The organism is Pseudomonas corrugata (assembly GCF_001269905.1).
GTDB classification, from domain to species: Bacteria; Pseudomonadota; Gammaproteobacteria; order Pseudomonadales; family Pseudomonadaceae; genus Aquipseudomonas; species Aquipseudomonas corrugata.
In genome coordinates, this window is sequence record NZ_LHVK01000008.1 from 54,542 (window position 1) to 75,905 (window position 21,364).

Here is a 21,364-nt window from a genome sequence, read left to right on the forward strand (position 1 = left end):
CGCTCCCTTCGGGGAGCGGGTTTTCTTTTTTGGGGCCCATGCGGTCTTTATTTTTCGACTTTCCAAGTAGCCGACTATGCTCAAACGCCTTGCCTGGCTGGCGCTCTGTGTGTGCGCCCCATTGTCCGCCGCACCTCATGTCGACCCACAACGTTTGCAGCAATTGGCCAGTGACCGCTTCTGGATTTCCCTGGGCCACTACGAAACCGCCAAGCTCGGTGGCTGGCGCAGCTATGTCAGCGACAGGAAATTCTTCCTCGCACCCGATGGCAACGAACATCCCGATCATGAACTGATCGCCACGCTGCAGGCCCTTTACGGCCCCGCCAGCGCCGGCCAGCAACATGCCCAATGCGTGTACCCGGCGCGCACGCGCTGGCTCAAGGCACAACTCAACCTGACCGATCTGCCGGTGGTCGATTGCAGCGAATTCAAGCAATGGTTCAAGGACGTCTCGCCCCACAGCGCGGTGATGATTTTCCCGGCCGCCTACCTGAACAGCCCGTCATCGATGTTCGGCCATACCCTGTTGCGCATCGACCAGGCCGACGTGCAACGGGACAGGACCGCCCTGCTGAGCTACGCAATCAATTTCGGTGCCTACATCGAAGGCTCGGACAACAGCATCATCTACGCCTGGAAGGGCTTGATGGGCGGCTATCCCGGCCTGTTCGCCCTGGTGCCCTACCAGGAAAAACTGTCCGAGTACCGAAGCCTGGAGAACCGCGACCTGTGGGAATACCGCCTCAACCTGAGCCAGGTGGAAACCGAGCGTATGGTCGAGCATGTCTGGGAACTAAAGCAGATCCGCTTCGACTATTTCTTCTTCGACGAAAACTGCTCCTATCGCCTGCTCGAACTGCTGCAAGTGGCCCGTCCCAGCCTGCGTCTGACCGAACAATTCCCGCTGACGGCGATCCCCACCGATACCGTCAAGGCCGTGAAGGAAGCCGGGTTGGTGGAGAGCATCGACTATCGACCGTCCCGCGAGCGGGAACTGCTCAGCCGCGCCGAACCGCTCACCGATGATGAACAACAATGGGTGCTGAAGGTCAGCGCCGACCAAAAGCAACTCCAGGCTCCCGAATTCAAGGCACTGCCCCGCGAGCGCCAGGCATTGATCGTTGATGCGGCCTATCGCCTGGAGCGTTACCGCGCCAACGGCCAGGAACGCGACCCGCAACGCGCCCAGCGCAGTTTCGAACTGTTGCGGGCGATCAACCAGAACCCTGCGCCGGAGCTCGATATTCCTCAACCGGGCCTGCCCGAGAACGGCCATGAATCGCGCACCTGGCAGGTCGGCCTTGGCACGCGGGGAGACCGGGCGTTCGGTGAGTACGGCTTGCGCATGGCTTATCACGACCTCAATGACAACGCCGAAAGCTTCCCGCTGGGGGCGCAAATTGAAATCCTGCAATTGAAACTGCGCCAGTACGAAGGCGATGACTGGCAAGTGCAACGACTGGACCTGGCGACCATCCGCTCCCTGACGCCGCGCAACGAGTTGCTGCAACCGCTGTCCTGGCAGGTTACGGGGGGCCTGGAACGGGTGCCAGGCAAGCACGACGATGAAACCCTGGTCAGCCACGTCAATGGCGGTGCCGGCGGCACCTGGGCGCTGGGCGAGGACGTGCTGGGATTTGCTCTGGGCACGATACGGGTGGAGCACAACAACGACTTCGCCCAATTCATCGCCCCGGCCACCGGGTTCAACAGCGGCGTGTTGTGGAAAAATCCGCTGGGCAATCTGAGCCTGGAGGCCAAGGGGGACTATTTCTTCAACGGCGAGGTGCGCCGAAGTGTGAGCCTGAACCAACAATGGGAGCTGTCCCGCAACCTCGGCCTGCGCCTGAGTGCCCAGCGAGCGTTCAGCCACCTGGCCTCGCCGGAGAACGAGGTGATGCTTGAGGTGAAGTGGTATCACTATTGATACCTGAACTGGAGACAAGCTCAAGCGCCGCAAGACGAACTTTCGGGCTCGTTTCGAAGTCAGCCAAAATCAAGTAGATTGGCCCGGATAAACCTTTAATCGGAATTGAATGCTGCGATGCTTGATTATCTGCACATGAAAAACGTGGGGCCTGCTCCTGAGCTCGAAGTCAATTGGGCGCCACGAATCAATCTGATCACTGGTGACAATGGACTGGGAAAGAGTTTTCTGCTGGACCTGGCCTGGTGGGCGCTGACGCGTACCTGGGCCAATACGCCAGCCTTGCCGGTGAATCCGGGGAAGTCCTCCATTGAATATGTTGTAAAAGGCAAATCGGGGGTCGCGCAGCCCGTTGTATCTATCTATAAACGGGAAGACAGTTCCTGGCCCTTGAAGCAAAGCCGACCCACCATGCCCGGCATTGTGGTTTACGTCAGGATCGACGGCGGCTTCTCCGTATGGGATCCGGCACGCAATTACTGGCGCACCGATAAGGATCGACCCGCCGCGTATCACTTTTCTGCCGACGCCGTATGGGATGGTCTCGACGTCAACGGGCAAAGGGTTTGTGAAGGCCTGGAGCGCGACTGGGTCAATTGGCAAAACGGCCGAAAACCCCAATTCGAAGCATTGGCAAATGCGCTGCGCGATCTCTCCCCTGCCGCTGAGCCACTCTGCATCGGAGAGCCCAAAAGAGTCTATCTGGGTGAAGGCCGAGAACGACCGACACTCACTATCGGCAATCAGAACATTCCTGTCGCGCTGGCATCTGCCGGGGTACGCCGCATATTGGGGCTGGCTTACTTTCTCGTATGGGCCTGGTATGAACACCAGGCAGCCGCCGCGATACTCGACAAAAAACCCGAGCGCCGGTTTGTCATCCTGTTCGATGAACCGGAAACCCACTTGCACCCCAGGTGGCAACGCACGCTCATGCCCAGCCTGCTGCAAGCGATCAAGACGTTGCGCAAGCACCACGGCACCACCCCGCCGCAGTTGCTGATCGCTACGCATTCGCCGCTTGTCGCAGCGTCCCTCGAACCTGTATTCGACGAAGAACAGGACGATCAGATCCAGCTATCGATCCAGGACCACAAGGTCTCGTTGACACAAGGGCATTGGGCAGCACAGGGTGACGCCAGCAGTTGGCTGGTCTCCGACACCTTTGGCCTGGACCAGGCCCGCTCCCTGGAGGCAGAAAAAGCCATAGAGGCCGCCGAAGCATTCATGCGCGGAGAAAAGCAACTGCCTGAAGGGCTTAGAACCCGAGCATCCATTCACAAGGCACTGCAGAGGCTGCTTCCTGCCCATGATGAATTCTGGCCTCGCTGGCTGATCGAGGGCGTAAGACACTTCGGCCCTGGTGCTGATCAATGATCCCGGTGGCCAAGCCCGATGAACCTGATGACTTCGAAAAGAATGTCAGGACACCTGGAAATCAATGGCTCAAGGACAATCCTGGAGCCGCTCGTCCTTCACCGTTCTGGAACAAATGCGCTACGGAGCTGGCAGATCATTACTCCAACCTGTGCGGCTATGCAGCCATGCTCGACCCTACCGGCGGAACGGTCGACCATTACCTGAGCTACAAACATCATCCGGAACTGGCGTATGAGTGGAGCAATTACCGCTTCGCATCCGGGACGCTCAATTCCATCAAGAAAACGGCTGATGACACAGTGCTCGACCCACATGAAGTCGGTGCGGGCTGGTTTGAAATTATCTTGCCGTCGCTTCAGATGTGCACCACAGATGCCATCCCCGCAGCGTATCGCGCCAAGGCCGAATACACCCTCAAGCGGCTCAACTTGCGTGATGGCGAACGAATTATTCGTTGGCGTCAAAGCTGGTACAGCATGTACAAAAGAAAGAAGCTGCCCCTCGAGGGGTTGCGTGAAGTTGCGCCACTGATCGCAGATGCCGTTGAGAAAGCGGGCGTCTGAACCCGCAGTCATTGGCAACGATGCCAGAGCTTTTTGATCATTCTTTCACTGCCCGTCGACAACGGTACTTCTACACTTCCCTTATAGATCCGTTAAAGGGCTGGGAGTCGAGATGAGGTGCGCGGTAGTGCTGGGTGTATTGATGTTGCTAGGTGGCTGTGAGAGCACCCACGAAGACTTGATTGCGAGGGGATATCCACCCGCATTCGCCGACGGCTTCGACGACGGTTGCAGCAGCGGCCGGCAAGCTGCGGGCGCGATCACCGGCCAGTTCCGGAAAGACGTCCCGCGCTACCTCAAGGATCCACGCTACGCCGAAGGCTGGAGCGACGGTTTCCGGCAATGTCAGGCCATGCGTGAGAGTGAAGACCGAGACGCCTACCGCAACCGTCACTGGGATGAGCGCGAACGCGCCTGGCAACAGGAAAAGGATCGCGACGCCGCCCGGGCCTATCGCTCGCAGTGAGTCGCGTATGGACATCCGTCGAAACCAAAAGCCTGCGACCATGGCCCAAACTCCAATAGAGGAGAACAGCATGAGTCGTGCTTTCGTCAACGAAGACAGCGCCGCAGCCCAGGCCGATCAACCGGTCGAACGCCAGGTCAGCGCGCAACCCAACTACGTCACGCCCGCCGGGTTCGTCCAGTTACAGGCCCGGGTCGCCGAGCTACAGGCGCTGCACAGCGAGCAGGCTGCTCGCAAAGACCTGGCGGACAAACAGCGCATCGCGGACCTGGAACGGGATCTGCGCTATTTCAGTCAGCGCCTGCAAAGCGCACAGGTCGTTACGACGACCTCAGCGGATCAGGTGCGGATTGGACATTGGGTGACTTTTGCCGATGAGCATGACCACGAGCAGCGTGTGCAATTGGTGGGCGAAGACCAGGCCGATGCAGCCAGCGGGCTGATCAACTGGGGCTCGCCGCTGGGGCGGGCGTTGCTGGGGAGCAAGGTTGGGGATGAGGTGGTCTGGAAGCGGCCGGTGGGGGATATGGCAATTGAGGTGGTGGCGATAGAGCCGGGGTGATTCTGCTGGCCTTATCGCCAGCCAGCACACAATGGGTGCCCTGCCAAGAAACCACTGTGGGAGCGAGCCCTGCTCGCGATGGCGGTGGGTCAGGCAACATGAATGTTGATTGAACCTACGCTATCGCGAGCAGAGCTCGCTCCCACAGGTTTTGTGGCTTACCGGCAGATGGAATCAGGCCAGCTTCTTGTGCCGTACCCGATGTGGCTGGGCCGCGGCTTCGCCGAGGCGTTTCTTGCGGTCGGCTTCGTACTCGGTGTAGTTACCTTCGAAGAACACCGCCTGGGAGTCGTCTTCGTACGCCAGGATGTGGGTCGCCACGCGGTCAAGGAACCACCGATCGTGGGAGATCACAATGGCGGCGCCCGGGAAGTCCAGCAGGGCCTCTTCCAGGGAACGCAGGGTTTCGACGTCGAGGTCGTTGGACGGTTCGTCGAGCAGCAGGACGTTGCCACCCTCCTTCAAGGTCAACGCCAGGTGAAGGCGACCGCGCTCACCACCGGACAGGTCCTTGACGAACTTCTGCTGGTCGCCGCCCTTGAAGTTGAAGCGACCCACGTAGGTGCGCGATGGGATCTCGTAGTTGCCGATGCGGATCTGGTCGGAACCGTCGGAGATCTGCTGGAACACCGTCTTGCTGCCGTCCAGGTCTTCGCGGCTCTGGTCGACGCACGCCAACTGCACGGTTTCACCGACTTCGATGCTGCCCGAATCCGGCGTTTCCTTGCCCATCAGCATGCGGAACAACGTGGATTTACCCGCGCCGTTACCACCGATCACACCGACGATGGCACCCTTGGGCATGGAGAACGACAGGTTGTCGATCAACACGCGATCACCGTAGCCCTTGGTGACATTCTTGAACTCGATGACCTTGTCACCCAGACGCGGACCGGCCGGGATGTAGATCTCGTTGGTTTCGCTGCGCTTCTGGAATTCCTGGGACTGCATTTCCTCGAAGCGTTGCAGGCGGGCCTTGGATTTGGACTGGCGGGCCTTGGCGCCTTTGCGCACCCACTCCAGTTCTTCCTTCATGGCCTTTTCATGGGCCGACTGCTGTTTGGATTCCTGAGCCAGACGATCGGACTTGGCTTCCAGCCAGCCCGAGTAGTTGCCCTCGTACGGGATGCCCGCGCCGCGGTCGAGTTCAAGGATCCAGCCGGCGACGTTGTCCAGGAAGTAACGGTCGTGGGTAATCGCCACCACGGTGCCCGGGAAATCGTGCAGGAAGTGTTCGAGCCAGGCGACGGAATCGGCGTCCAGGTGGTTGGTCGGTTCGTCGAGCAGCAACATGTCCGGAGCGGACAGCAACAGGCGGCACAGGGCCACACGACGCTTTTCACCGCCGGACAGGTGTTCGACCTTCGCTTCCCAGGCCGGCAGACGCAGCGCATCGGCGGCGACTTCCAACTGGCGCTCCAGGTTATGGCCATCGCTGGCCTGCAGGATCGCTTCGAGCTTGGCCTGTTCGGCGGCCAGCTTGTCGAAGTCGGCATCCGGGTCAGCGTAGGCGGCATAGACCTCGTCCAGGCGCGCCTGGGCGTCCTTGATCACGCTGACCGCTTCCTCGACCACTTCACGCACGGTCTTGGTCGGGTCCAGTTGAGGCTCCTGAGGCAGGTAGCCGATGTTCAGGTCCGGCATCGGACGGGCTTCGCCGTCGAACTCGGTATCGACGCCGGCCATGATCTTCAGCAGCGTGGATTTACCCGAACCGTTGAGACCCAGCACACCGATCTTGGCGCCGGGAAAGAAGGAGAGCGAAATGTTTTTCAGGATTTCCCGCTTCGGCGGAACAACTTTGCTCAGCCGATGCATGGTGAAGACGTATTGAGCCATGGTGAACCTAGCGTCTGTGACAGGTGAAAAGAACGAACCAGGCCATGCACGGCGCCGGCAGTTGACGGTCATCAATGCCAGCGGGGCAGATAAAGCCTGGGGATCTGGAGCTGGAACGCTCTTGTTTGACCGGCAAAGCTACCTCAACCGTCCGTCAAGGTCCAGCCACCAGGGACTGGCACTTTGCCACAATGCAAGGCATGCTAGCCGCCCTTCGGGCGTCCGGCTTATAGTGCGTGTCGCGCCAGTCCAGCAAACCGCAGGATTACAGCTTGTCCAACGTCACGCCGCCCCTGTCCCCACGCGAGCCAGATACTGTGCCCGGCTCGCCCCTGCGCGGGACATTGAAGGGCGCGCTGGCCACGCTGGCATTGCTGTTGCTGGGATTGCTGTTCTGGCAGTTGCTCGATCAACTGCGCGTCACCCAGCAGCAACAGCGCCAATACACCATCGACTACACCGCCGACCTGGCCGCGCAAGTGAGCCTGAACATGGCCCTGAACGCGCAGATCGCCCTCAACCTGCTACCGATCGTCGAACAACCGCAGACAGCCGACGAACAGCAGGCGCTGTTGCACAAACTCCAACAGTCGCTGCCACAGCTACGCAGCCTGGTATTGCTGAGCCCGTCCGGCATGGTGCTCAGCGACACCGCCCCGGACAGCGACGATGCCGGCTACCTCCGCGAGCTGGTGCAGCGCAGTCGTGACCAGGCACACTACTTCAGTAACGCCGACGACGGCTCCGTGGTGCATCTACTGTTGCACCAGTCCACTGGCAACACCCGCGGTTACTGGGCCCTGCGCCTGACCCCAAGCTTCTTCTCCACGCTGATCAAACAGGTCGATACGGGGTTGCGCCCGCTGTGGCTGGTGGAAAACCGTCTCAACCAGCAAATCGTCAGCCGTGACGAGAGTCTGCCGTCGATCCCCCCCTCGCGCCTGTCGACGGACGACCTGGAAAACACCGTGCTGACCGTGCCCCTGAGCAGCAGCGACTGGCAACTGCGAGGGCTGTTTGATCGTCGCCAGGTACTCGAACAACTGCTGCCGGCCTTCATCGGCAAGTGCCTGCTGGGCCTGGCGTTTTCGATGCTGCCGGTGATCGCACTGCTGAACATGCGACGGCGCCAGCGGCAACTGCACGAAGGCCGTCGACGTTACCAGGACATTTTCGAAGGCACCGGCGTGGCCCTGTGTGTACTCGACCTGTCGAGCCTCAAGTCATTCTTTGCTCGGGCCGGCCTGCACAATGGCGATCAACTGCGGGCGTGGATGAAAGCCCCGCACCAGCTTGAGCAACTGCAACAGGAAGTGCGCATCACCGAAGTCAACCAGATGGCGTTGCGGTTGCTCAACGTCGACTCCTGTGAACAGGCCTGGCAGTTGCTGGTGGGCAAGGGCCCGCAGGACAACAATCCTGTCGGTCCGCGCCTGCTCGAAACCCTGCTTGACCAGCACAAGCAACTGGAACTGGAGATCAAGCTTCAGGACGCCCACGGCCGTGACCAGCATCTCTGGCTGGTACTGCGCCTGCCGGAAAAACAGGACGACTACAACGCCGTCATCCTGAGCATCAACGACATCACCAGCCGCAAGTTGATCGAGCTCTCGCTGCTCGAGCGCGAAGGTTTCTGGTCCGACGTGGTGCGCACCGTGCCGGATCATCTCTACGTGCAAGACGTCATCAGCCAACGGATGATCTTCAGCAACCACCACCTGGGCCAGACCCTGGGGTACGACCGCACCGAACTGCATCAGATGGGTGAGTACTTCTGGGAAATCCTGCTGCACAGCGACGACGCCGACCACTACCACACACTGCGCCATGAACAACGGCAGAGCGGGTATGCGCATCTGCTGCAATGCCAACTGCGCTTTCGTCATCGCGACGGCAAATGGCGACGTTTCGACATCCGTGAACAGGCCCTGGCCCGGGACCGGCACGACCAGGTGACGCGGATCATCGGCGTAGCGAAGGATGTCACCGAACAGATCGAGGCCAGCGAGTCGCTGCGTGACAGCGAACAGCGCTACCGGATGCTGGCCGAAAGCATCAGCGACGTGATTTTCTCCACTGACAGCAAGCTTTCGCTCAACTACGTCAGCCCGTCGGTGCAAGCGGTACTGGGCTACAACGCTGACTGGATCTTCCAGAACGGTTGGCAGTCGACCATCGCCAATCCGCAGCAACTGACTGGCATCTATACGTTGATGGACAGGGTCAGCAAAGCCCTCGACAAGCCAGGGCAGTTGGCCGAACTGCGCAATCAGATGCAGACCCAGCTGTTCCTGTTCGACTGCCTGCGTGCCGACGGACGCAAGATTCCCATCGAATTGCGCCTGGTGCTGGTCTGGGATGATTCCGGCGGATTCGAAGGCGTGCTTGGCGTCGGCCGCGACATCAGCCAGCAACGGCGCGCCGAAAAAGACCTGCGCATGGCCGCCACGGTATTCGAACATTCGACCTCGGCGATTCTGATCACCGATCCGGCCGGTTACATTGTCCAGGCCAACGAAGCCTTCAGCCGCGTCAGTGGCTATGCGGTGTCCCAGGTGCTGGACCAGTTGCCGAACATGCTGACCGTCGACGAGCAGCAGGAAGCCCATCTGCGCTACGTACTCAAGCAGTTGCAACAACACAGTTCCTGGGAAGGCGAGGTCTGGCTCAAGCGCCGCAACGGCGAACATTATCCGGCCTGGGTCGGCATCACCGCGGTGCTGGATGATGAAGGCGACCTGGCCAGCTACGTATGCTTTTTCAGCGATATCAGCGAACGCAAGGCCAGTGAACAGCGCATCCATCGCCTGGCCTATTATGACGCCCTCACCCATCTGCCCAACCGCACCCTGTTCCAGGATCGCCTGCATACTGCGCTGCAATCGGCAGAGCGGCAGAAAAACTGGGTCGTGCTGATGTTCCTCGACCTGGACCGGTTCAAACCGATCAATGACTCCCTGGGGCACGCCGCCGGCGACCGAATGCTCAAGGACATGGCGACACGGCTGCTTGGCTGCGTCACAGACGACGACACCGTCGCGCGCATGGGCGGCGACGAGTTCACACTGCTGCTGGAGCCGCGCTCCAGCCGGGAAATGGCGCTGAACCGGGCCATCGCCGTAGCCGAGCAAATTCTCGCCAGCCTGGTCCGGCCATTCGTGCTTGAAGGCCGGGAGTTCTTCGTCACGGCCAGTATTGGCATCGCCTTGAGCCCCCAGGACGGCAATGAGCTGAGCCAATTGATGAAAAACGCCGATACGGCGATGTATCACGCCAAAGAGCGCGGCAAGAACAACTTTCAGTTCTATCAGGCCGATATGAACGCCAGCGCCCTGGAACGACTGGAATTGGAAAGCGACCTGCGCCACGCCCTCGAGCAGAACGAGTTCGTCCTGTATTACCAACCGCAGTTCAGCGGCGACGGCAAACGCTTGACTGGCGCCGAGGCCCTGCTGCGCTGGCGTCATCCGCGACGTGGGCTGGTGCCGCCGGGTGACTTCATCCCGGTGCTCGAAGAACTGGGCCTGGTGGTGGACGTCGGTGACTGGGTCATTGATGAAGCCTGCCGGCAGCTCAAGACCTGGCACCAGGCCAAGGTCCGGGTACCGAAAGTCTCGGTCAACATCTCGGCCCGGCAGTTCTCCGATGGCCAGTTGGGCACGCGAATTGCCAATATCCTGCGCAGCACCGGCCTGTCACCGGCCTGTCTGGAGCTGGAGTTGACGGAAAGTATCCTGATGCGCGAAGTCAGTGAGGCGATGCAGATCCTGGCCGGTTTGAAGAACCTGGGCCTGAGCATCGCCGTGGATGACTTCGGCACCGGTTATTCATCACTCAACTACCTCAAGCAGTTCCCCATCGACGTGCTGAAGATCGACCGCACCTTCGTCGACGGCCTGCCGTCCGGCGAACAGGACGCGCAGATCGCCCGGGCGATCATCGCCATGGCCCACAGTCTCAACCTGGCGGTGATCGCCGAAGGCGTCGAGACCCACGAGCAACTCGACTTCCTGCGCGAGCACGGCTGCGATGAAGTCCAGGGCTACCTGTTCGGTCGCCCGATGCCTGCCCACCGGTTCGAAGCGCAGTTCAGCAATGATGCGCTGTTCATGCTCGATTGAGGCCCTATGGCGCCTGGGCGGGCCTCATCGCGAGCAGGCTCGCTCCCACGGGGAAACGCTTTGCAATGTGGGAGCGAGCCTGCTCGCGATGAGGCCGCCGGTTCTGGGTGAATCCCATTCGTCCGCGACATGATGTCCTTTCATATGCCTTCCAAAACCGGTTGGGGTAGAATGCCTCCCTTTTCTGCCCCCGATCCTTGAGGACCGCCATGTTCAGCCGTGATTTGACTATTGCCAAGTACGACGCCGATCTCTTTGCCGCCATGGAGCAAGAAGCTCAGCGCCAGGAAGAGCACATTGAGCTGATCGCTTCGGAAAACTACACCAGCCCTGCGGTGATGGAAGCTCAAGGCTCGGTACTGACCAACAAGTACGCCGAAGGCTACCCGGGCAAGCGCTACTACGGTGGTTGCGAATACGTCGACGTGGTCGAGCAACTGGCCATTGACCGCGCCAAGGAACTGTTCGGCGCCGATTACGCCAACGTCCAGCCCCACGCCGGTTCCCAGGCCAACGCCGCCGTCTACCTGGCGCTGCTGTCGGCTGGCGATACCATCCTGGGCATGAGCCTGGCCCACGGCGGTCACTTGACCCACGGTGCCAGCGTTTCGTCCTCCGGCAAGCTGTACAACGCCATCCAGTACGGCATCGACGGCAATGGCCTGATCGACTACGACGAAGTCGAGCGCCTGGCCCTGGAGCACAAGCCGAAAATGATCGTGGCCGGTTTCTCCGCCTACTCCCAGGTCCTCGACTTCCCGCGTTTCCGCGCCATCGCCGACAAGGTCGGTGCCTACCTGTTCGTGGACATGGCCCACGTCGCCGGCCTGGTCGCCGCTGGCGTCTACCCGAACCCGGTACCATTCGCCGATGTGGTCACCACCACCACCCACAAGACCCTGCGCGGCCCTCGTGGCGGCCTGATCCTGGCTCGCGCCAACGCCGACATCGAGAAGAAGCTGAACTCCGCCGTGTTCCCGGGCGCCCAGGGCGGCCCGCTGGAGCACGTCATCGCCGCCAAGGCAATCTGCTTCAAGGAAGCCTTGCAACCTGAGTTCAAGGCTTACCAGCAGCAGGTCGTGAAAAACGCCAAGGCCATGGCCGGCGTGTTCATCGAACGTGGCTTCGACGTGGTGTCCGGCGGTACCGAGAACCACCTGTTCCTGTTGTCGCTGATCAAGCAGGACATCTCCGGCAAAGACGCCGACGCGGCGCTGGGCAAAGCGTTCATCACCGTGAACAAGAACTCGGTGCCAAACGACCCACGTTCCCCGTTCGTCACCTCCGGCCTGCGCTTCGGCACCCCGGCCGTGACCACTCGTGGCTTCAAGGAAGCCGAGTGCAAGGAACTGGCCGGCTGGATCTGCGACATCCTGGCTGACCTGAACAACGAAGCGGTGATCGACGCCGTTCGCGAGAAGGTCAAGGCAATCTGCAAGAAGCTGCCGGTGTACGGCGCCTGATCAGCCCGTTCAGTTAGAGCAAAAGGCCCACATCGAAAGATGTGGGCCTTTTTATTTGTGTCGTCAAAATACAGACACGCTCAACAAACCAGCCATTGCCGATCCCGCCAACAAACTTCCAGCCGACACTTCATTCTTTGAAATACCCCCCGCCACACAAAACACCCAGAACTCCCTAACATTGATTTCATCACTCATGGCAATCCGTAACACCTAATAAAGGATGAGATCACTACATGGACAGTAAATTATCTTTTACCGCTGCTATCAGCCTGCCAGACAGGAATATCAACTTGCTTGGAACATTGCATGGGAAACCGGCACTGGCGACCATTACCGCATTCAGCGGAGGCTTTTTCAGCGGAAAAGCACATACTTATGATCACTCGAGCTTGCTGGGTATACATACCAAGAGCCAGGACGTTCCCCTTCCTCCATTGAAATTGCACTTTCGCCACACTGCTGGCGGCTACACCCTGTCGATAAAAAACCAGGGTGAGCACCACAACAGATTTATCGGCAGAAGCTGGTTTGAGGTATTAGGCGTAAAAGACACGGATACGCCGTCCGTCTTTACGCTGGTAGACCACCAAAACAGAACGATTACGCTGGAAAACATCACAACCAGACACTCGCCGCTGTCGCTTAAAACGAAGCACAATAAATATGTAGGAGGACTACGAATGCGTGGTTCACCTTATGTTTATCTGGCAGAAACTGACGAGCGATCCAGGTTGACGTTCATCCTTAGTCTCATTTGAACAGGAACGCCATCATCTGCGTGGCCTGGTGACGAGGGTAATCATTCTCGCCACCAGGCCAATTTTTTTTGCGGGACAAAAGGCTCAAGCACAAGGGCTTTGCCTCAACTGGTAAGACCGGTAAAGCCAAATCTCGAAAATTACCTTGCCAACCCCCAAAAATCGCGCCTAGACTGCGCCTGAACTGGACAAACCGGTAAGACCACAATAATGAAGTCCCTACTCCGGCTATCCACGCCGGAACGGACACCGAACCAGGAATCCTTCCCATGCTCAGATGGTGCTCGCGTTCGATCTTCCTTCAAGTTGTTCTCGGATTGGTGCTCGGCATCGTCTGCGGACTTACCCTTCCCGAATATTCCGCTGAGCTCAAACCTCTCGGCGACGGCTTCATCAAGCTGATCAAGATGCTCATCGGCCTGATCGTGTTCTGCGTGGTGGTCAGTGGCATTTCCGGCGCCGGCGACCTCAAGAAGGTCGGGCGCATCGGCCTCAAGTCAGTCATCTATTTTGAAGTGCTGACCACCATCGCCCTGGTGATCGGTCTGGTTCTGGCCTTCAGCACCGGCATCGGCAGTGGCGCGAACATCCACCTGGAGCAGTTTGCCAGCGCGGACGCAGGTGAAATCGCCCAACGCGGCCATCACATGGTAACCACCACGCAGTTCCTGATGAACCTCATTCCGACCTCGGTGCTCGGTGCCTTCGCGGATAACAACATCCTGCAAGTGCTGCTGTTCTCGGTACTGTTCGGTAGTGCGCTGAACCTGGTGGGGGACGCAGCCTCCGGCATCTCCCGGTTGATCAACGAACTCAGCCACGTGATCTTCCGCATCATGGGCATGGTCGTGCGCCTGGCTCCCATCGGCGTCTTCGGTGCCATTGCCTTCACCACCAGCAAGTATGGGCTGGACTCGCTGCAACACCTGGGCAGCCTGGTCGGCCTGTTCTACCTGACCTGCACCGCCTTCGTTGCCCTGGTCCTGGGCCTGGTGATGCGGGCGTCGGGCCTGCCGATGTTGCCGTTCCTCAAATACCTGCGTGAAGAACTGCTCATCGTGCTCGGCACAGCCTCTTCCGACGCCGTGCTGCCCCAAGTCATGCGCAAGCTCGAACACCTCGGGATCGGCAGTTCCACCGTGGGGCTGGTCATCCCGACGGGTTACTCGTTCAACCTGGATGGTTTCTCGATCTACCTGACCCTGGCTATCGTCTTTATCGCCAACGCCACCGGTACCCCCCTGGCCCTGACCGACCTGCTGACCATCCTCCTGGTGTCGCTGATCACGTCCAAGGGGGCCCATGGGATCCCCGGCTCGGCATTGGTGATCCTGGCCGCCACGCTGACGGCGATCCCGGCGATTCCGGTGGTCGGCCTGGTACTGGTGCTGGCGGTCGACTGGTTCATGGGCATCGGTCGCGCCCTGACCAATCTGATCGGCAACTGCGTGGCCACGGTGGCGATCGGCCGATGGGAAAAAGACATCGATGTCCCCCGTGCGCGCAAGGTACTGTCCGGCCAACAGGGCTATACCTTCCAACCGAGAAAACCGGCGGGTAGCGCCCATCAGCAGCAGTTCTGAAAAGCTGCGATGCCTGCCCCCGAGCCGGCATCGCCTGATTGATTTTTGAAGGAGCACCGTGTGATCAGTTCATCAACCGTCGTCAACTCCGTGGTGGAGAAACTGCGCGCCGCCCTGGCCCGGGGCCAGTGGCGCTCGGGCGACATGCTGCCCGGCCAGCGGGAGCTGGCCGAACAGCTGGGCATCAGCCGGCCAAGCCTGCGCGAAGCGGTCATCGTGCTGGAAACCCTCGGCCTTGTGCGCTCGATGCCGGGTAAAGGCGTGGTGGTGTTGGAAGCCAGCGCCAGTGATATCCATGAAAGCAATGCGGTAGCCGGTGCGAGCCTGGAAGACGTGCTGCAACTGCGATACACCCTGGAACCCTTCATCGTCGGCCTGGTAGCCCAGTCCATCAGCAACAAGGAAGTCGGACAGTTGCGCCTGACCCTCATGGACATGCGCGAGGCTCTGGAAGCCAATGACAACGATGCCTGCGCCAGCGCCTACATCGCGTTCCACGAAGAACTGTTTGCCCTGACATCCAACCCGATCTTTCACAGCGTGGTGCAACAGACCAGCAATGCCCTCAAGCAAAGCGCCGATGTGTTACGCAACTCGCCCGAACATCTGGCTGAACGGCTGGAAGAGAACGAAGCCGTGGTGCGCGCCATTCGTGGCAAGAACAGCGCCCAGGCCAGCGCGGAAATGCGCCGGCATATCCTCAGGGAAGGCCAGCGCATGGGCATTGAACTGAATATCCCGGACGACAACCTCGGTACTTGAGCCACGCCTTGCGGAGACCGTCATGAACAACGTCATGTCCCATCAACATCAACGCAATGTGCTTGCCGCGCTTCCACTGCCCGGCGCGGTCGGCAAGCCGTCGGTGGACGATATCTATCCGCGGATCTTCGACGCCATCCTTGAACAACGCATTGCTCCCGCCAGCCGTTTCACCGAGGAAGGCCTCGGGGATGTGTTCGGCGTCAGCCGCAGCATCATTCGTCGTGTACTGGCGCGCCTGTCCCACCAACAAGTGGTGATCCTGCGCCCCAATCATCGGCCGCAAGTCGCGGCACCGGACCTGGAGCAGACCCGGCAGATCCTGCACGCTCGCCGGCTCACCGAAAAGACGCTGGTGCGCCTGGCCTGCAAGGCACCGCAACCGAAGGACTTGCAACATCTGCGGGAGCTGGTGGCGAGGGAGCAACAGTGCCTGGAACGCGGCGAGCGTGGCCCGGCGATACGCCTTTCCGGCGAGTTTCACCTGCACCTAGCCTCCATGGCCGGCAACGCACCGTTGGCGCAGTTTCTTGGCAGCCTGGTGCCCTTGACCTCGCTGGCCCTGGCCCGGCACGAGATCAAGTCCCGCCGGCATTGCGCCTGTCAGGAGCATCTGGCGATCGTGGACGCAGTGGAAAACGGCAGCAGGGATGAAGCCGTACGCCTGATGGATGAGCACCTGGACCATCTTGAACAGAGGCTGCTGATGGCCACAGGTACGCGCACGTCAAACTAAAACAGCCTCGAATCCAGAGCGGATTTTCTCCTCGGGCAGCTCGTCGGCGATGAACACGATCACACTTTCCCGGGCCTCATCTGGGGCCCATTCGGTGTCCCAATCGAAGCCATACAACTTGAGCACCCCCTGGAACACCAATCGCCGAGGTTCGCCGGCGATGTTCAGCACGCCCTTGTAGCGCAGCAGCTGCTTGCCATGATCTTCCAGCAACTGGTTCATGAACTCGCTGAGCTTGTCGATATCCAGCGGCTTGTCGGTACGCAGCACAAGGCTGCTGATGCGGTCGCCCGTGGCGGCCTTGACGACCGGACGCAGGCTGAACCCCGCGCCCAGGTCGGCATTGAGATTGAAGCCGCGGATATCAAGCAGTTCAGCCAGGTCGATCTGGCCATGTTCCACGATCCGGATGGGCGCCCGCCGGTTGATGCGGGTCAAGCGCTCGCCAAGTGCCTCGACCTGGGCTGCGTCCACCAGGTCGGTCTTGCTCACCAAAAGGCGATCGGCAAATCCGACCTGGGCCTGGGCAATCGTCTGGGTCAGGTGAACCTCGGCGTGGGCAGCGTCCACCAGGGTCAGGATGCCGTCGAGAATGTAGCGCTCGCGCAGTTCCTCATCGATGAAAAAAGTCTGGGCTACCGGGGCCGGATCGGCCAGACCGGTGCACTCGATCACCAGGCGATCGAAGGCGATCGATCCACTGTCCAGCCGTTCGAGCAGCAAGTACAGGGCTTTGGTCAGGTCGGTGTGAATGGTGCAGCACACGCAGCCATTGGCCAGGGTCATGACCTGCACCGGCTCGTCGCCCAGCAGTTGCGTGTCGATGCCCGCATCACTGAATTCGTTCTCGATCACGGCTATTTTCAGGCCGTGCTCGGCCTTGAGCAGATGACGCAACAACGTGGTCTTGCCGGCACCGAGGAAACCGCTGAGGATCGTCACAGGAATGGGAGCGGACAAACAGAATCTCCTTGATGCAGAATTTTTGTGGAAGCGCGCTTGCTCGTGATAGCGGTGGGGCAGTCACTATCGATGTCGGCTGATAGTACGCCATCGCGAGCAGGCTCGCTCCCACAAGGGATCGCTGGCGAACACACACCCTGAGCCCGCCCAGAAACAACTGTGGGAGCAAGGCTTGCCCGCGATGCTGGCGCCTCGGTCTACAGTGATACCGAGGCGATGCTGTCGCGGGCAAGCCTTGCTCCCACAGGCTTCCACACAGGGGGATTACCTCAGGGCCGCCAGGTCAGCAGCACTTCGGTCCACCCTTGCCACCGTAACGGGCCTCCTGGCGTTCGCGGAAGAACGCCTCGTAGTCCATCAGCGGTTTGTCCGGGTGCTTGGTTTGCATGTGCTCGACGTAGTTGTCGTAGTCGGGCATGCCGACCATCAGGCGGGCGGCCTGACCGAGGTATTTACCGAGGCGACTCAAGTCATTGAACATTGTTGCAATCCTCGCGTCAGGCGTCCGGCAGGGCCTGGAATGGTGCTTCTTTATCCGTGCGCTCTTTCGTCCCCCAGGCGGCAACACCGACCTTGATCGCGTAGAACAGGATACTGAGCACCACGAACAGGAACAGCGTTGTCAGCGTGGCGTTGGTGTAGGCGTTGAACACCACATGCTGCATCTGCTCGATGCTCTTGGCCGGGGCCAGGATCTGCCCTGCCGCCAGGGCATCGTTGTATTTGCGCGCCAGGGCCAGGAAGCCGATCGCCGGATTGGCGTCGAACAGCTTGATCAGGCCCGCCGTGGTGGTGCAGATCAGCAGCCAGGCCGCCGGTAGCAGCGTGACCCAGATGTAGCGCTGGCGCTTCATCTTGATCAGCACCACGGTGCCGAGCATCAGGGCAATACCGGCCAGCATCTGGTTGGAGATGCCGAACAGCGGCCACAAGGTGTTGATGCCGCCCAGCGGATCGATCACGCCCTGGTACAGCAGGTAGCCCCACAGCGCCACGCAACCGGCGGTGGCGATCAGGTTGGCGGTCCAGGATTCGGTGCGCTTGAGCGAGGGCACGAACGAGCCCAACAGGTCCTGCAGCATGAACCGCCCGGCACGGGTGCCGGCGTCTACCGCCGTGAGGATGAACAGCGCTTCGAACAGGATCGCGAAGTGGTACCAGAACGCCATGGTGTCCTCACCCGGCAGCACCGAATGCAGGATCTGCGCGATACCGACCGCCAGGGTCGGCGCACCGCCGGCACGGGCCAGGACGGTGGTTTCGCCAATGTCCCGGGCCACCGCCTGCAGCGCGTCCGGAGTGACGGCAAAGCCCCAGCCGCTGATGGTCTGGGCCACGGCCACGACGTCACCGCCGACCACCGCCGCCGGGCTGTTCATGGCGAAATACACGCCCGGTTCGATCACCGACGCGGCAACCATCGCCATGATCGCCACGAAGGACTCCATCAGCATGCCGCCGTAGCCGATGTAGCGGGCGTTGGTTTCATTGTCCAGCAGCTTGGGCGTGGTGCCCGAGGAGATCAGCGCGTGGAAACCCGAGACCGCGCCGCAGGCGATGGTGATGAACAGGAACGGGAACAGCCCGCCCTTCCACACCGGGCCCATGCCGTTGGTGAACTGGGTCAGCGCCGGCATTTTCAGCTCGGGCATGGTGATCAGGATGCCGATCGCCAGGGCGACGATGGTGCCGATCTTGAGGAAGGTCGACAGGTAGTCCCGCGGGGCCAGGATCAGCCACACCGGCAGCACCGCCGCGACGAAACCATAGCCGATCAGCATCCAGGTGATCTGGATCCCGGTAAAGCTGAAGGCCTTGGCCCAGACTGGATCGGCAGCGACCTGCCCGCCCAGCCAGATCGAACCCAGCAGCAACAGCACGCCAATGAGCGAGATTTCACCGATGCGGCCCGGGCGGATATAGCGCATGTAGATGCCCATGAACATCGCGATCGGAATGGTCGCCATCACCGTGAAGATCCCCCACGGGCTCTCGGCCAGGGCCTTGACCACGATCAGCGCCAGCACCGCGAGGATGATGATCATGATCAGGAAGCAGCCGAACAGCGCGATGGTGCCGGGGATGCGGCCCATTTCCTCACGGACCATGTCACCCAGGGAGCGCCCGTTGCGGCGGGTGGACAGGAACAGGATCATGAAGTCCTGCACGGCCCCCGCCAGCACCACGCCGGCGATCAGCCAGAGCGTGCCGGGCAGGTAGCCCATCTGCGCCGCCAGCACCGGCCCGACCAATGGCCCTGCGCCGGCAATGGCGGCGAAGTGGTGACCGAAGAGGATATGCTTGTTGGTCGGAACGAAGTCCAGGCCATCGTTGTTGAGCACGGCAGGCGTGGCCCGGCGCGCATCGAGTTGCATCACGTTGTTGGCGATGAAGAGGCTGTAGTAGCGGTAGGCGACCAGGTAGATGGCCACGGCTGCGACGACGATCCAGAGGGCGTTGATGGGTTCGCCGCGGCGCAAGGCCACGACACTCAACGCACAGGCTCCCAGAACAGCCACGGCAAACCAGGCGAGGTGTTTAACCAGACGGGTTGTCATTGCGTGTCTCCTGCCGAGGTCCAGTGGACTGCGGCGATTGTTTTTATAGTGTGCCCCGGCTATTCGGAGCGGGCCCAATATCCCTGTACATCGTCAATAAATAAATCCGTAGTACTACGTAGACGCGCAACTGCCCCTGTGGGAGCAAGGCTTGCCCTAATGCCAGTTAAGGATCAAACGGTGCAAACCTGTGGGAGCGCAAAGCTTGCTCCCCAGGTTTTATCTCCAATCCGGTACGATGTTTGGCATATTATGCCGACCATCCACCTACCCCCGTCAGGCCCTGACAGGAGTCCAGATGCTGCTCAAACACAAAATCGTCGCCCTCGGGATCTTGCCCCTGGTCCTGGCGATTGCTGTCATCTGCGCCCTGGTGATCTCGCTCAACCGCCAACTGGGCGATCAGCAGGCGCAACTGATTGAAGACAGTATCCTGGCCAGCAAGCGCGCCGAGCTGAAAAACTATGTCGAGATGGCGCAGAGCCTGATCGCTCCGTTGTACAACGGCGGCCTCGGGGACGAACACGCACAGCAGCAGGTGCTCGAAGAGCTGCGCAAACTCAGCTTCGGCATCAACGGTTACTTCTTCGTCTATGATCGCCAGGGCCGCAGCCTGATGCATGCGCGTCAATCGGAATTGGTGGGCAAATACCTCTGGGACATGAAGGACCCCCATGGCCTGCCCGTCATCCAGGCATTGATCAAAAGCGCCGAAACCGGCGAGGGTTTCCAGCGCTATGCCTGGAACAAACCATCCTCCGGCCAGGTGACCGAAAAGCTGGCTTACGTGGTGATGCTGGATCGATGGGGCTGGATGCTCGGCACCGGGATCTACCTCGAAGATGTCGAGCGCGCCACCCAGCAGGCACGCGCTGAAGTCGCCCATGGTATCCACACCACCATGCAGGCCATCGCTGCCATTGCACTGGTGGCGGTCCTGCTGGTCTTCGCCGGCGGCATGACCCTCAACGTGAGCGAACACCGCCTTGCCGACAAGAAACTGCAGCGGCTGAACCAGCGCATTGTCAGCTTGCAGGAGGAGGAGCGCTCGCGGGTGTCCCGCGAGCTCCACGACGGCATCAGCCAGTTGCTGGTGTCGATAAAATTCCAGTTCGAGCTGGCCAGTCATGTGCTCGAAAACGGCCAGGAAAATGGCCTGGGCATCCTGAAGAACGCAACGGATCGGCTAGGGGAAGCCATCGGTGAAATCCGCAACATTTCCCACGACCTGCGCTCTTCCCTGCTGGACACCCTGGGCCTGCCCGCCGCCATCGGCCAGCTCGCGGCCGAATTCGAACAACGCAGCGGGCTCGAGGTGTCCTACAGAAGCAATGAGTTCGATTGCCGGCTGGAAAATGGCGCCCCGGTCTCGCTGTTCCGCATTGCCCAGGAAGCGCTGACCAATATCGAACGCCACGCCGGGGCGAAACGAGTCGCCATCACTTTGTTTGGCTCCGCTCAATCCTTGCGCCTGACGGTGGTGGATGACGGAATGGGGTTCAACGTCCCGCAGGTCGAACGTGGCCATGCCGGCATCGGCCTGCGAAACATTCGCGAACGGGTCGAGCATTTCGGCGGACGACTGGAGCTGACCTCGACGCCCGGTCGAAGCGAATTGGACGTCCTGCTCCCCATGGACCTGTCGGCCACAGAAAGCTGATGCGTCCCCCTTATACC

Annotated in this window: 17 protein-coding genes; 12 read left to right on the forward strand and 5 right to left on the reverse strand. The window is 60.5% G+C overall.

Annotated elements, in window-relative coordinates; translation table 11 throughout:
- The first annotated feature begins 76 nt into the window (after positions 1 to 76).
- From AD665_RS11580 to AD665_RS11600, 5 genes are all read left to right on the forward strand, one after another.
- Entirely contained in the window at positions 77 to 1,930 is a 1,854-nt protein-coding gene (locus AD665_RS11580) for an Lnb N-terminal periplasmic domain-containing protein (RefSeq protein WP_024780763.1), read from the forward strand.
- A gap of 117 nt (positions 1,931 to 2,047) precedes the next feature.
- Positions 2,048 to 3,307 (forward strand): AAA family ATPase, encoded by a 1,260-nt coding sequence (locus AD665_RS11585; RefSeq protein ID WP_024780762.1) that lies wholly within the window; start codon positions 2,048 to 2,050, stop codon positions 3,305 to 3,307.
- Positions 3,304 to 3,873, forward strand: a complete 570-nt coding sequence (locus tag AD665_RS11590; RefSeq protein WP_024780761.1) for a hypothetical protein — start codon at positions 3,304 to 3,306, stop codon at positions 3,871 to 3,873. The genes AD665_RS11585 and AD665_RS11590 overlap by 4 nt, the downstream gene beginning before the upstream one ends.
- 112 nt (positions 3,874 to 3,985) lie before the next feature.
- A complete protein-coding gene (locus AD665_RS11595) occupies positions 3,986 to 4,339 on the forward strand; it encodes a hypothetical protein (RefSeq protein WP_033035037.1) in 354 nt (117 codons plus the stop codon).
- Positions 4,340 to 4,409: 70 nt separating this feature from the next.
- Positions 4,410 to 4,901, forward strand: a complete 492-nt coding sequence (locus AD665_RS11600) for a GreA/GreB family elongation factor (protein WP_053192152.1) — start codon at positions 4,410 to 4,412, stop codon at positions 4,899 to 4,901.
- 174 nt (positions 4,902 to 5,075) lie between these two features.
- Here AD665_RS11600 and ettA read toward each other — a convergent pair whose 3' ends face one another.
- The gene (gene ettA / locus AD665_RS11605) at positions 5,076 to 6,740 is read right to left on the reverse strand and encodes an energy-dependent translational throttle protein EttA (protein ID WP_053192154.1); all 1,665 of its coding nucleotides are present in this window, start codon (positions 6,738 to 6,740) and stop codon (positions 5,076 to 5,078) included.
- A gap of 272 nt (positions 6,741 to 7,012) precedes the next feature.
- Here ettA and AD665_RS11610 point away from each other — a divergent pair, with 272 nt between their 5' ends.
- Positions 7,013 to 10,861 (forward strand): sensor domain-containing protein, encoded by a 3,849-nt coding sequence (locus AD665_RS11610; protein WP_024780757.1) that lies wholly within the window; start codon positions 7,013 to 7,015, stop codon positions 10,859 to 10,861.
- 209 nt (positions 10,862 to 11,070) lie between these two features.
- Complete coding sequence (gene glyA, locus AD665_RS11615) at positions 11,071 to 12,324, forward strand: serine hydroxymethyltransferase (protein ID WP_024780756.1); 1,254 nt, start codon at positions 11,071 to 11,073, stop codon at positions 12,322 to 12,324.
- Positions 12,325 to 12,387: 63 nt separating this feature from the next.
- On the opposite strand, the gene AD665_RS28005 is transcribed toward glyA, so the two are convergent.
- Entirely contained in the window at positions 12,388 to 12,522 is a 135-nt protein-coding gene (locus AD665_RS28005) for a hypothetical protein (RefSeq protein WP_257785114.1), read from the reverse strand.
- A gap of 38 nt (positions 12,523 to 12,560) precedes the next feature.
- Here AD665_RS28005 and AD665_RS11620 point away from each other — a divergent pair, with 38 nt between their 5' ends.
- From AD665_RS11620 to AD665_RS11635, 4 genes are all read left to right on the forward strand, one after another.
- Positions 12,561 to 13,085, forward strand: a complete 525-nt coding sequence (locus AD665_RS11620) for a hypothetical protein (RefSeq protein WP_053192156.1) — start codon at positions 12,561 to 12,563, stop codon at positions 13,083 to 13,085.
- Between the two features lie 269 nt (positions 13,086 to 13,354).
- Positions 13,355 to 14,668: a C4-dicarboxylate transporter DctA gene (locus AD665_RS11625; RefSeq protein ID WP_024780754.1), complete on the forward strand. Its 1,314-nt coding sequence runs from the start codon at positions 13,355 to 13,357 to the stop codon at positions 14,666 to 14,668.
- A 60-nt stretch (positions 14,669 to 14,728) separates the two neighbouring features.
- Complete coding sequence (locus tag AD665_RS11630; protein ID WP_053192158.1) at positions 14,729 to 15,430, forward strand: FadR/GntR family transcriptional regulator; 702 nt, start codon at positions 14,729 to 14,731, stop codon at positions 15,428 to 15,430.
- A gap of 22 nt (positions 15,431 to 15,452) precedes the next feature.
- Positions 15,453 to 16,166 (forward strand): GntR family transcriptional regulator, encoded by a 714-nt coding sequence (locus tag AD665_RS11635; RefSeq protein ID WP_053192159.1) that lies wholly within the window; start codon positions 15,453 to 15,455, stop codon positions 16,164 to 16,166.
- Here AD665_RS11635 and yjiA read toward each other — a convergent pair.
- From yjiA to AD665_RS11650, 3 genes are all read right to left on the reverse strand, one after another.
- Complete coding sequence (gene yjiA / locus AD665_RS11640) at positions 16,158 to 17,126, reverse strand: GTPase (protein WP_024780751.1); 969 nt, start codon at positions 17,124 to 17,126, stop codon at positions 16,158 to 16,160. The genes AD665_RS11635 and yjiA overlap by 9 nt on opposite strands.
- Positions 17,127 to 17,412: 286 nt before the next feature.
- A complete protein-coding gene (locus AD665_RS11645) occupies positions 17,413 to 17,610 on the reverse strand; it encodes a YbdD/YjiX family protein (RefSeq protein ID WP_003201656.1) in 198 nt (65 codons plus the stop codon).
- Positions 17,611 to 17,626: 16 nt separating this feature from the next.
- Complete coding sequence (locus AD665_RS11650; RefSeq protein ID WP_053192160.1) at positions 17,627 to 19,687, reverse strand: carbon starvation CstA family protein; 2,061 nt, start codon at positions 19,685 to 19,687, stop codon at positions 17,627 to 17,629.
- 298 nt (positions 19,688 to 19,985) lie between these two features.
- Between AD665_RS11650 and AD665_RS11655 the strand changes: the two genes are divergently transcribed.
- The gene (locus AD665_RS11655) at positions 19,986 to 21,347 is read left to right on the forward strand and encodes a cache domain-containing protein (protein ID WP_024779649.1); all 1,362 of its coding nucleotides are present in this window, start codon (positions 19,986 to 19,988) and stop codon (positions 21,345 to 21,347) included.
- Positions 21,348 to 21,364: the final 17 nt, after the last annotated feature.